Origin of the sequence: Streptomyces sp. DvalAA-14 (genome assembly GCF_900091855.1) — a bacterium.
Classification (GTDB): domain Bacteria; phylum Actinomycetota; class Actinomycetes; order Streptomycetales; family Streptomycetaceae; genus Actinacidiphila.
Genome location: NZ_FMCH01000323.1, coordinates 1 through 11,715, shown reverse-complemented (window position 1 = coordinate 11,715; position 11,715 = coordinate 1). Strand labels below are relative to the sequence as shown.

Sequence of the window (11,715 nt, the reverse complement as noted above, 5' to 3'; positions counted from 1 at the left end):
CACCAGCGGGCCCGCGGCCGCAGCGGACCCGGGCTGGTGGTGCGCCGCGACGATCTGCGGCAGGCCGTACGCGAGGGCCGCGAGGGCAATCTGGTGCTGTTCGTGGTGGACGCGTCCGGCTCGATGGCGGCGCGGCAGCGGATGGGCGCGGTCAAGGGCGCGGTGCTGTCGCTGCTGCTGGACGCGTACCAGCGGCGCGACAAAGTCGGGTTGATCACCTTCCGGGGCGCCACCGCCGAGTTGGCGCTGCCGCCGACCTCCTCGGTGGACACCGGCGCCGCGCGGCTGGCGAAGCTGCCGACCGGTGGCCGCACACCGCTGGCCGCCGGGCTGCTGAAGGCGCACGAGGTGCTGCGGATCGAGCGGTTGCGGGACGCCTCGCGCCGGCCGCTGCTGGTCGTGGTGACCGACGGCCGGGCGACCGGCGGCCCCGAACCGGTGGCACTCGCCGCCCGGGCCGCCCGGCTGCTGGCCGCCGCGGGTACCGCCGCGGTGGTGGTGGACTGCGAGTCGGGCCCGGTCCGGCTCGGCCTGGCGGCCTCGCTCGCGGAGGAGTTGGGCGGCGTCGCGGTGACGCTGCGGGAGCTGCGGGCGGACACCGTGTCCGCGCTCGTCAAGGACGTACGGAGGGCCGCCTGATGCCGCAGGGACAGCCGAGTGTGGTGCCGGCGGACGGTCTGACGACCCGTCAGCGGCGCAATCGGCCGCTGACGATCGTGCACACCGGCGTGGGCAAGGGCAAGTCGACGGCCGCGTTCGGTCTCGCGCTGCGGGCCTGGAACCAGGGCTGGCCGATCGGGGTGTTCCAGTTCGTGAAGTCGGCCAAGTGGAAGGTCGGTGAGGAGCGGGCCCTGCGCGTGCTGGGCGCCTCCGGCGAGGGCGGCACGGTCGCCTGGCACAAGATGGGCGAGGGCTGGTCGTGGGTGCAGCGGACCGTCGAGCAGGAGGTGAGCAGCGAGGAGGCCGCCCGGGAGGGGTGGGCGCAGGTCAAGCGGGATCTGGCGGCCGAGACGTACCAGCTGTACGTGCTCGACGAGTTCGCGTATCCGATGCACTGGGGATGGGTGGACACCGCCGAGGTGGTGGCGGTGCTGCGGGACCGGCCCGGCAGCCAGCACGTGGTGATCACCGGCCGCAACGCGCCGGCCGCGCTGGTGGAGGCGGCCGATCTCGTCACCGAGATGACCAAGGTCAAACACCCCATGGACGCGGGCCAGAAGGGCCAGAAGGGGATCGAGTGGTGACCTCCGTCCCGCGTCTGGTGATCGCCGCGCCCTCCTCGGGCAGCGGCAAGACCACGGTCGCCACCGGCCTGATGGCGGCCTTCGCCGGACGCGGCCTCGCCGTCTCCCCGCACAAGGTCGGCCCCGACTACATCGACCCGGGCTACCACGCCCTCGCCACCGGCCGTCCCGGCCGCAATCTCGACCCCTACCTGTGCGGGACGCACCAGATCGCCCCGCTGTTCCTGCACGGCGCGGCGGGCTGCGGACTCGCAGTGGTGGAAGGCGTGATGGGCCTGTTCGACGGCGCCTCCGGACACGGCGAGCTCGCCTCCACCGCGCAGGTCGCCAAACTCCTGCGCGCGCCGGTGGTCCTGGTGGTGGACGCCTCCTCGCAGGCCCGCTCGGTCGCCGCCCTGGTGCACGGTTTCGCCTCCTGGGACCCGGCGGTGCGGCTCGGCGGTGTCATCCTCAACAAGGTCGGCTCACCCCGTCACGAGGAGGTCCTCCGGGCCGCCCTCGACGAAGCCGGCGTGCCCGTCCTCGGCGCCCTCCACCGCGCGCCCGACCTGCACGTCCCGTCCCGGCACCTGGGCCTGGTGCCCGCGGCCGAGCGGGCCGTCCAGGCGGGCGACTGGGTCCGCGCCGCGGCCGAGCGCGTCCGGGCGTCCTGCGACCTGGAGTCCCTGCTGGCGCTGGCCCGCAGCGCGCCGCCGCTGTCCGAGCAGCCGTGGGACCCCCAGGTGTCGCGGCCGGAGGTCCCGCACGGTGCGCGCCCGGTGGTCGCCATGGCGACGGGCCCGGCCTTCACCTTCGGCTACCGCGAGCAGTCCGAACTCCTGGCCGCCGCCGGCGCGGACGTGGCGCCGTTCGACCCGCTCGCCGCCGAAACCCTCCCGGCGGGCGCCGCCGGGGTCGTGCTCGGCGGCGGCTTCCCCGAACTCCACGCCGACGCCCTGTCCGCCAACACCCGCCTCCGCAAGGAGATCGCCGCCTTCCCCGGTCCGATCGCGGCCGAATGCGCGGGCCTGCTCTACCTGGCGCGGGACCTGGACGGCGTCCCCATGTGCGGTGTGCTGGACGCCACCGCCACCATGACCGACCGCCTCACCCTGGGCTACCGGGAAGCGGTCGCGCTCGGCGACAGCGTCCTGGCGGCGGCCGGCACCCGGCTGCGCGGCCACGAGTTCCACCGCACCCGGCTGGAGCCGGCCGGCGGCCGCCACCCGGCCTGGGGCTTCACGCATCCCGAACGCCGCACCGAGGGCTTCGCGGAGAACAACGTGCATGCCTCCTACCTGCATGTGCACTGGGCAGCCGAGCCGTCCCTGGCCCGGCGTTTCGTCGAGAGGTGTGCCCCATGGCCATGCGACTGACCGGCGTCGGGGTCGGACCCGGCGACCCCGAACTGGTGACCGTGAAGGGCGTGCGCGTCCTGCGGGCCGCGGGGGCCGTGGTCGTCCCGGTCATGGACAGCGGCGAACTCGGCCGCGCCGAGGCGACCGTACGGCACTACGTGCCCGAATCCGCCGTCGTGCGGGTGGTGTTCGCGCTGAACGAACGTACCGACCGGGCCCGCCGGGAGGCCGCCTGGGACGCCGCGGGCGCCCGGGTCGCCGAACTGCTGCGCGCGCACGGCACGGTGGCGTTCGCCACCATCGGCGACCCCAATGTGTACTCGACGTTCACCTATCTGGCCGGCACGGTGTCCGGACTGCTCGGCGACGGTGAGCCGCTGACGGTCGAGACGGTGCCGGGCATCACCGCGATGCAGGATCTGGCGGCGCGCAGCGGGGCCGTACTGGCCGAAGGCACCGAGCCGTTGACGCTGGTGCCGGTGACGGCGGGGGCCGCGGTGCTCAAGGACGCCCTGGAGGGTCCCGGCACGGTCGTGGCCTACAAGTTCGGCCGGCTGGCCGCGGAGGTCGCCGCGGCGCTGCGGGCGACCGGGCGGACCGAGGGCGCGGTCTGGGGCAGTTCGCTGGGGCTGCCCGAGGAGTCGATCCGGTCGGCGGCCGAACTGCCCGACGGACCACTGCCGTATCTGTCCACACTGATCGCGCCCGCCCGGCGCGACGGCGGCCGGGGAGGAAAGCTGTGAGCGGCAAGGTGACGATCGTGGGCGCGGGCCCGGGAGCGGCGGATCTGCTGACCTTCCGGGCGGCCCGGGCCATCGCCGAGGCCGATGTGGTGATCTGGGCGGCCAGCCTGGTGCAGGCCGAGGTGCTGCGGCACGCCCGGCAGGGCGCGGAGATCCTCGACTCGGCGACGATGTCGCTGGAGGACGTGGTGGCGGTCTACGGCCGCGCGCACCGCGAGGACTTGAAGGTGGCGCGGATCCACTCCGGCGACCCGGCGCTGTGGGGCGGCACCCAGGAGCAGGTCGACCGGTGCGGCGCGCTCGGCATCGAGGTGGAAATCGTGCCGGGTGTGTCGTCGTTCTCGGCGGTCGCGGCACTGGCCGGGCGGGAGTTGACGATCCCGGAGGTGGCGCAGTCGGTGATCCTGACCCGGCTGGGCGGCGGCAAGACGCCGATGCCGCCCGGCGAGGAGGTGCGAGAGTTCGCCCGGCACGGCACGACGATGGCGGTGTTCCTGTCCGCGGCGCGGTCCGGGCAGCTCGCCGCGGAGCTGCTGGAGGGCGGCTACCCCACCGACACCCCGGTGCTGGTCGCCCACCAGGTGACCTGGCCGGAGGAGTTGCTGCTGCGCTGCACGATCGCGACGCTCGAAGAGACCGTCAAGGCGCACAAGTTGTGGAAGCACACGCTCTTCCTGGTGGGGCCGGCGCTGTCGGCGTCCGGGACCCGCTCGCATCTCTACCACCCGGGGCACTTCCACGGCTTCCGGCGGGCCGACCCGGCCGCTCGGCGTGAGTTGCGCGAGTCCCGTGGCTGAACGGGTGATCACGGTTGTCGGCGCGGGTACCGGCGGACCCGCGCCGTCGCTGCCGGACGGCGACGCGGTGCCGGACGCGGGTCTGGTGGTGGGCGCGGCACGCCATCTGGAGTCCGCCGCATGGCCCGCCGGAGTCCGGCGGCTGGTGCTCGGGCCGCTGGCGCCCGCCCTCGACGCGATCGAGGCGCACCTCACGGAAGGCCGCGGACCGGTCGTGGTGCTGGCGTCCGGCGACCCCGGGTTCTTCGGCATCGTCCGCGCGCTGGGCGAGCGGTTCGGGCCGGCCGCGCTGGAGGTACGGCCCTCGTCGCCGTCGGTCGCGGTCGCCTTCGCCCGGCTGGGCCTGAGCTGGGACGACGCCGTGGTGGTGAGCGCCCACGGACGCGACCTGCGCACCGCGGTGAACGTCTGCCGGGCGCACCGCAAAGTCGCGGTCCTGACCGGGCCGGGCGCCGGGCCCGGGGAACTGGCGGCGGCGCTGGACCGGGCCGGCGTCACCCGGGAGTTGGTGGTCGCCGCCGGGCTCGGCACGGAGTCGGAGACCGTGCAGCGGCTCTCCCCCCGGGCCGCCGCCGGACGCGACTGGCCCGACGCGGTGTCCGTGGTGCTGTGCCTCGGCCCGCAGCGGGAGCTGGTGGCCGCGCGGCCCCGTACGCTGGCCGGCCCGCCGCCCGCGCCGGCCGGCTGGGCGCTGCCCGAGGACGCGTTCGCGCACCGCGACTCGATGGTCACCAAAGCCGAGGTCCGCGCCCTCGCCCTGGCCCGGCTCGGGCCGCGCACGGGCGAGCTGGTCTGGGACATCGGGGCCGGCTCCGGCTCGGTGGGCGTGGAGTGCGCGCGGTTCGGCGCGGCGGTGGTCGCGGTCGAGCGTGATCCGCGGGACGCGGCCCGGGTGCGGGCCAACGCCGCCGCGCACGGGGTGGACGTCGCCGTGATCTGCGGCGCCGCGCCGGAGGTGCTCGGTGAACTGCCCGATCCCGACGCGGTGTTCGTCGGCGGCGGCGGGCAAGAGCTGGCCGCGATCGTGGCGGAGTGCGGGCGGCGCGCGCGGCGCTGCGTCGTGGTGACGTTGGCGGCGGTGGACCGGGTGGCCGAGGTGCGGGCCGCGCTGCGGTCGGCCGGCCTGGTACCGGACGGGGTGCTGCTCCAGTCCTCCCGGCTGGCGCCGCTGCCCGGCGAGGTCGTCCGGCTGGCGGCCGGCAATCCGGTGTTCGTTCTGTGGGGCAGCCGCCCCGCGGTGGTGGAAGGGGCGCACGCATGATCGGGCTCATCTCGGCGACGGCGGCAGGGCGACGCGGCTGCGAGCGGCTGGCGGCCGCCTGGCCGGACCGGACCCGGCGGTACGACGGCCCGGTCCGCGAGGTGCTGCCGGCCGCCTTCGCGGAGTGCGACCAGCTGGTCCTCTTCCTGGCGACCGGCGCGGCCGTCCGGCTGCTCGCCCCGCTGCTGACCACCAAGCAGGCCGACCCGGCGGTGGTCACCGTCGACGAGGCCCACCGCCACGCGATCGCCCTCCTCGGCGGCCACGCCTCCGCCGCGAATGCCTTGGCGGCGGCCCTGACCCCTCTCCTCGGCACCGCCCCCGTCATCACCACGGCCACCGACGCGGCCGGCCTCCCGGCTCTGGATCTCCTCCCCTACCCCGCCGAGGGCGCCCTCCCCGCGGTGACCCGCGCCCTGCTGGACGGCGAACCCGTCACCCTCCGCACCGACGCGGTCTGGCCCCTGCCCCCGCTCCCCCTCACCCCGGAGCCTCCCGCCCCCGCGGGGGTCCCGGCAGAACCGGCCTCCCCCACCGCACCCGCCGGCACGGCACCGCCGACACCCGCCACCCCGCTCCCCACCGCCGCGGCGGACCAGAGGGACGAGCCCGTCCCCGCCTTCGCCGGGGTACCTGGTGTGGGTGACCGATCGGATGGTGGGCGGCGGTGCGCGCACCGTGGTGGTGCGGCCGCCCTCGTTGGTGGTCGGGGTCGGGGCGAGTCGGGGGGTGGGGGTGGCGGAGGTTGTCGGGCTGGTGGAAGGGAGTCTGGCGGCGGCGGGGCTCGCGGCCCGGAGTGTGGTCGCGTTGGCGACGGTTGCCGCGAAGGCCGGTGAGGCGGGGATCGTCGGGGCCGCCGAGAGGCTGGGGGTGCCGTTGCTGACGTATGCGGCGGCGGACCTGGCGCAGGTCGCCGTACCGAATCCGTCGGCCGCGCCGCTCGCCGCGGTGGGGACGCCGTCCGTGGCGGAGGCGGCCGCGCTGCTGGGGGCGCCCGGCGGTGAACTCGTCGTGCAGAAGCGGAAGTCGGCGATGGCCACGGTGGCCGTCGCGCGCCGCCGGCCGCGCGGGCGGCTGGCCCTGGTGGGCCTCGGCCCCGGGGCGCGGGACCTGATGACGCCGCGGGCGGTGGCGGAGCTGCGGCGGGCCTCGGTGGTCGTGGGGCTGGACCAGTACGTGGACCAGGTCCGCGACCTGCTCGCGCCCGGCACCCGGGTACTGGAGTCGGGGCTGGGCGCCGAGGAGGAGCGGGCCCGCAGCGCCGTCGCGCAGGCCCGCGCGGGGCACGCGGTCGCCCTGATCGGCAGCGGGGACGCGGGGGTCTACGCCATGGCCTCGCCGGCGCTGGCCGAGGCCGGCGACGACATCGACGTGGTGGGTGTCCCCGGCGTGACCGCCGCGCTGGCCGCCGCCGCGCTGCTGGGCGCCCCGCTCGGCCACGACCATGTGTCGATCAGCCTGTCCGACCTGCACACCCCGTGGGACGTGATCGAGCGCCGGGTGCGGGCCGCCGCCGAGTCCGACCTGGTGGTGACGTTCTACAACCCGCGCAGCCGGGGCCGCGACTGGCAGCTCCCCAAGGCGCTGTCGATCCTGGCCGGGCACCGCGCCCCGGCCACCCCGGTCGGCGTCGTACACGCCGCGTCCCGGCCGGACGAGCGCGCCGAGGTCACCACCCTGGCCGCCCTGGACGTGACGACCGTCGACATGGTCACCGTCGTGACCGTCGGCAATACCGCCAGCCGGGAGATCGCCGGCCGGATGGTCACCCCGCGCGGCTACCGCTGGCAGTCGTGATCCCGACCACCCCCTGGAGCCGCCGCGTGCGCCGTACGATCCACCCCATCGAGCAGGAGTCGTACCGCATCCTGCGCTCCCGCCTGGACACCTCCGCGCTGCCGCCGCTGCGCCGCGCGGTGCTGGAGCGGGTGATCCACGCCAGCGCCGACCTGGAGTACGCCGCCGATCTGGTCGCGGACGAGGAGCAGTTGCGGCAGGCGCACACCGCGCTGCACGCGGGGGCCCCGATCGTCGCGGATGTCGAGATGGTGGCCGCGGGCATCACCGCCCGCCCGGCGCTCTGCCGGCTCGCGGGCGCGCAGGCCGGTGCCGGGCTGACCCGCAGCGCGCACGCGATCCGGCTGGCGTACGCCGAGGTCGGGCCCGGCGCGGTGTGGGTGATCGGCAACGCGCCCACCGCTCTGGAGGAGTTGCTGGCGCTGGACGCGGCCCCGGCACTGGTGATCGGGCTGCCGGTCGGCTTTGTGGGCGCGGCCGAGAGCAAGGCGCACTTGCGGGCGTCCGGACTGCCCGCGGTCAGCAACCTGTCGGAGAAGGGCGGCTCCGCGGTCGCCGCGGCAGCGCTCAACGCCCTGCTCTACGTCCCGTACCCGCTGGCGGAGCCCGCGCCGGACGCGGCACCCGAAGCCGCTACGCACCTCGAGGAGAACGCCCAGTGAATCCCCCCGCCCTCCTGATCGTCGGCCACGGCACCCGTGACGAGGCCGGCGCCGACGCCTTCCGCGCCTTCGTCGCCCAACTCGGCGCGGCGCACCCCGAACTGCCGGTGGGCGGCGGCTTCATCGAGCTGTCGCCGCCGCCGCTGGCGGACTCGGTACGGGACATGGTGGCCGCGGGCGTGCGGGAGTTCGCCGCGGTGCCGCTGGTGCTGGTGTCCGCCGGACACGCCAAGGGCGACATCCCGGCCGCGCTGGCCCGCGAGGAGCAGCGGCACCAGGGCACGTCGTACGCCTACGGGCGCCCGCTGGGCCCGCACCCGAACCTGCTCACCGTGCTGGAGCGGCGGGTGGACGAGGCGCTGGACGGGGCGGACCGGGCGCAGACCACGGTGCTGCTGGTGGGCCGCGGGTCCACCGATCCGGACGCCAACGCCGAGGTGTTCAAGGTGGCGCGGCTGCTGTGGGAGGGCCGCGGCTACGCGGGCGTGGAGACCGCCTTCGTCTCGCTGGCCGAGCCGTCCGTGCCGGCCGGCCTCGACCGCTGCCGGCTGCTGGGCGCACGCCGGGTGGTGGTCCTGCCGTACTTCCTGTTCCCCGGGGTGCTGCCGGACCGGGTGCGGGACCAGGCCGCCGCGTGGGCGGGCGCGCACGAGGGGCCGCAGGTGCGCTGCGCCGGCGTGATCGGGCCCGAACCGGAGCTGGCCGACCTGGTGATGGAGCGCTATCGGGAGACGCTCGGGGGTGATCTGCGGATGAACTGCGACTCGTGCGTCTACCGGATCAAGATGCCCGGCTTCGAGGACCGGGTCGGCGCCCCGCAGCAGCCGCACCACCATCCGGACGACCCGGCCCACACCCATGGCCACCCGCATGCGCACACCCGCTGACCCGGCCGCGCCCGGCGACTTCGACCTGCGGCACCACGGGGACGCCGAGGTCGGGGCCGGTCTGGTCGACCTCGCCGTCAACGTCCGTACCGGGACGCCGCCGCGGTGGCTGGCCGAGCGGATCGCCGCGTCGCTGACCGGACTTGCCGCCTATCCGGACGGCCGGGCGGCCCGGCACGCGGTGGCCGCCCGGCACGGCCGGCCGGATCCGGAGGTGCTGCTGACCTCGGGCGCCGCGGAGGCGTTCGTCCTGCTCGCGCGATCGCTGACGCCGCGTCACGCCGTGGTGGTGCACCCGCAGTTCACCGAGCCGGAGGCGGCACTGCGCGCCGCCGGGCACCCGGTCGAGCGGGTGCTGCTGACCGAAGCGGACGGCTTCCGGCTGGACCCCGCGGCGGTGCCGGCGGCGGCCGATCTGGTGGTCGTCGGCAATCCGACCAACCCGACCTCGGTGCTGCATCCGGCGGCGCTGCTACGGCAGTTGGCCCGCCCCGGCCGCACCCTGGTGGTGGACGAGGCGTTCATGGACGCGGTGCCCGGCGAGCGGGAGTCCCTGGCCGGGCGGCGGGCGGTACCGGGCCTGCTGGTGCTGCGCAGCCTGACCAAGACCTGGGGGCTGGCCGGCCTGCGGATCGGATACGTGCTGGGCGAGCCGGAGGTGATCACCCTGCTGGCGCGGGCGCAGCCGCTGTGGGCGGTGTCGACGCCGGCGCTGGCCGCGGCGCGGGCCTGCATGGAGCCCGCGGCGCTGGCCGAGGCGGAGCGGGCGGCCGGGACGGTCGATGCGGACCGCCGGTATCTCCTCGGCCGGCTGCGGGAGTTGGCGGATCCGGCGGGGGCGGGAGTGGAGGTGGCGGTGGCGGGCGACGCTCCGGCGGCGCCCTTCGTGCTGCTCCGGCTGCCGGGCGCGGCCGGGGTCCGGCTGCGGCTGCGTGAGCTGGGCTACGCGGTGCGCCGCGCCGACACCTTCCCGGGCCTCGGCCCGGACTGGCTGCGGATCGCGGTCCGCGACCGCCGTACCACCGACGGCTTCGTCGCCGCCCTGGCCGCTGCTACGGCTCGACGCCCAGGGCGGTGAGGTCGACGCCGCCGAGCACCTGGTGCTCGTAGACATTGGTGAGCCGGGGCGAGTGGTAGGTCAGGTGCCGCTCGTAGAGCAGCGGCACCATCGTGGACGCGGTCATCACCTGCCGGTCGATGGCCTTCCAGGCGGCGGTGGCCCGGGCCGGATCGGTCTGGGCGCCGGCCCGGTCGACCGCGGTGTTGACGCCGGGGTCGTCGAGTCCGGCGTAGTCGGTGGGGCTGCCGGGCTGGATCAGGGCCCGCAGGAAGCCGCCGCCGGTGGGCCAGTCGGCGGACCAACTGGTCAGCACCATGCCCCAGTTCTTGCTCTTGAGCCGTGCCGGGGACTGCAGGGTGTCGTAGAAGGCGGTGGCGTCCACCGCTGTGACCTTGACCTTGATGCCGACGTCCGCGAGGGCGCTGCGGATCGCCTGCATCGCGGCCTCGGTCTTGGCGCTGTTGATGCCGGCCAGCGTGACACCGAAGCCGTCCGGCGCGCCGCAGCCGGCCAGGCTGGTGGTGGCGGCGTCGGGATCGGCGAGGCCGGCTGCGGTGCCGTACGGGGTCGCGTCGGGGTCGTGGCCGTCCGTGGTCGGCGGCAGCATCGTGGTGGCCACATCGCCGCTGTTCGGACCGCCGAAGGCGGTGCGCACCGCGGCGCGGTCGACGGCGTACTGCACGGCCTGGCGGCACTGTTCGTTGTCGAAGGGCGCGACCGAGGTCTGCAGGCTCAGGAAACGGGTGGCGCCGCTGTAGACCAGATCGGTGTCGGCCTTGAGCCGGTCGTCGGCCAGGATCTTGGTCACGGTGGCGTCGCCGGCCCCGCTGGCGTCGATGTCCAGGTCGGCGGTGCCGCTCAGCACCGCGTTGTCCACGGCGGCCTGGTCGGCCAGGAACGTCAGGTCGATGCGGTCGGGCAGCGCCGAGTGGATGGTGTCGGTGGACTGCTTCCAGAACGGGTTGCGCACCAGCTCCAGCGATGTGCCCGGATCGTAGGCGGCGACCTTGTAGGGGCCGCTGCCGACCGGATGGTCCCGGAAGTCCTTGCCGTCGCCGGTGTCCGCCGCCTGCGGGATCGGGGCGCCCATGGACAGCGCCAGCACATAGCGGAAGTCGGCGAACGGCTTGGCGAGGGTGAAGACGACGGTCGCGTCGTCGGGTGTCGCCACCGAGCGCAGGCCGAGCCTGTCCGGGTCGCTGTCCTTGTACGGGCCCGGGTAGTGCTGGCCCTGGTCGAGCAGGTCCACGAAGTAGGAGGGGCCGCTGAAGGCGGCGCGGTCGAAGGTGCGCTCGATCCCGTACTTGATGTCCTGGGACGTGATCGGGGTGCCGTTGTCGAAGGTCAGCCGCGGCTTCAGATGGAAGGTCCAGGTCAGCCCGTTCGGGCTGACCTCGCCGGTGTCGGTCGCGAGGTCGGCGACGAGCCTGCGCCCGCCGGGGCCGGGGGCGGGCGCGTAGTCCACGAGTTTGCGCAGGTAGAGACGCTGTAGATCCCAGGAGGTGGTGTCGTAACTGGCGGCGGGATCGAGCATGCCGGCCGGTGGGAAGTCGGCGACGAGGCGCAGCGTGCCGCCCTTGGTGCTGGAGGGCCGGACCACGGCGCCGAGGCCGCCGTTGAAGCCGCTGCCTTCCTTGCCGCCGTGCAGCTGGAGGGCGGCGTTCCGCACGGGCGGCGCGGTGGTGTGCCGACCGGCGTCGTGGTGGTGGCGGCCGTCGTCCTGGCCGGGGAGGGAGGCGAAGACGGCCATCAGGCCGACGCCGAGCGCCAGGACCGCGGCACCCGCGCCGACCGCGATCCAGCGGCGGCGGGCGCGGTTGCGGGTGCCGTTGCCGTTGCCGTCCGGCGCCGGGACGGGGATCGGGGGGTGCGGGCGGTCGGACGGCGGCGGGGTGCCGAGGGCAGACGGCGCCGGCGGCCGGGACGT

10 protein-coding genes and 1 pseudogene are annotated in these 11,715 nt (G+C 75.6%); 10 read left to right on the top strand and 1 reads right to left on the bottom strand.

The features are described 5' to 3' along the window. The 10 genes and pseudogenes from GA0115240_RS16180 to cobC form a co-directional block, all read left to right on the top strand. Positions 1 to 639 (top strand): vWA domain-containing protein (locus GA0115240_RS16180; protein WP_141708855.1); only part of this gene is annotated, 639 nt, incomplete at its 5' end. After that, complete coding sequence (gene cobO / locus GA0115240_RS16175) at positions 639 to 1,244, top strand: cob(I)yrinic acid a,c-diamide adenosyltransferase (RefSeq protein WP_093737371.1); 606 nt, start codon at positions 639 to 641, stop codon at positions 1,242 to 1,244. The genes GA0115240_RS16180 and cobO, both read left to right, overlap by 1 nt. Next, positions 1,241 to 2,599, top strand: coding sequence for a cobyrinate a,c-diamide synthase (locus GA0115240_RS16170; protein ID WP_093737370.1), 1,359 nt, complete (start codon positions 1,241 to 1,243; stop codon positions 2,597 to 2,599). The genes cobO and GA0115240_RS16170 overlap by 4 nt, the downstream gene beginning before the upstream one ends. Continuing rightward, positions 2,584 to 3,324: a precorrin-2 C(20)-methyltransferase gene (cobI, locus tag GA0115240_RS16165; protein ID WP_093737369.1), complete on the top strand. Its 741-nt coding sequence runs from the start codon at positions 2,584 to 2,586 to the stop codon at positions 3,322 to 3,324. Before GA0115240_RS16170 ends, cobI begins: the two co-directional genes overlap by 16 nt. Then, positions 3,321 to 4,121 (top strand): precorrin-4 C(11)-methyltransferase, encoded by an 801-nt coding sequence (cobM, locus tag GA0115240_RS16160; protein WP_093737368.1) that lies wholly within the window; start codon positions 3,321 to 3,323, stop codon positions 4,119 to 4,121. Before cobI ends, cobM begins: the two co-directional genes overlap by 4 nt. 4 nt (positions 4,122 to 4,125) lie before the next feature. Then, positions 4,126 to 5,382: a precorrin-6y C5,15-methyltransferase (decarboxylating) subunit CbiE gene (cbiE, locus tag GA0115240_RS16155; RefSeq protein WP_093737373.1), complete on the top strand. Its 1,257-nt coding sequence runs from the start codon at positions 4,126 to 4,128 to the stop codon at positions 5,380 to 5,382. Then, positions 5,379 to 7,179, top strand: a pseudogene (gene cobJ / locus GA0115240_RS38180) (precorrin-3B C(17)-methyltransferase). The gene cbiE and the pseudogene cobJ overlap by 4 nt, the downstream one beginning before the upstream one ends. A gap of 26 nt (positions 7,180 to 7,205) precedes the next feature. Further along, positions 7,206 to 7,841 (top strand): precorrin-8X methylmutase, encoded by a 636-nt coding sequence (locus tag GA0115240_RS16140; RefSeq protein ID WP_093737372.1) that lies wholly within the window; start codon positions 7,206 to 7,208, stop codon positions 7,839 to 7,841. Then, complete coding sequence (locus GA0115240_RS16135) at positions 7,838 to 8,728, top strand: sirohydrochlorin chelatase (RefSeq protein WP_093737367.1); 891 nt, start codon at positions 7,838 to 7,840, stop codon at positions 8,726 to 8,728. Before GA0115240_RS16140 ends, GA0115240_RS16135 begins: the two co-directional genes overlap by 4 nt. After that, positions 8,712 to 9,806: an Rv2231c family pyridoxal phosphate-dependent protein CobC gene (gene cobC, locus GA0115240_RS16130; RefSeq protein WP_237554923.1), complete on the top strand. Its 1,095-nt coding sequence runs from the start codon at positions 8,712 to 8,714 to the stop codon at positions 9,804 to 9,806. The genes GA0115240_RS16135 and cobC overlap by 17 nt, the downstream gene beginning before the upstream one ends. Here cobC and GA0115240_RS16125 read toward each other — a convergent pair. Then, a partial coding sequence (locus tag GA0115240_RS16125) for an ABC transporter substrate-binding protein (RefSeq protein ID WP_093737365.1) occupies positions 9,781 to 11,715 on the bottom strand: 1,935 nt, incomplete at its 5' end. The genes cobC and GA0115240_RS16125 overlap by 26 nt on opposite strands.

Coding starts and splice junctions, on each gene's coding strand:
- cobO (WP_093737371.1), top strand. CDS start 639: ATGCCGCAGGGACAGCCGAGTGTGGTGCCGGCGGACGGTCTGACGACC.
- cobI (WP_093737369.1), top strand. CDS start 2,584: ATGGCCATGCGACTGACCGGCGTCGGGGTCGGACCCGGCGACCCCGAA.
- cobC (WP_237554923.1), top strand. CDS start 8,712: ATGCGCACACCCGCTGACCCGGCCGCGCCCGGCGACTTCGACCTGCGG.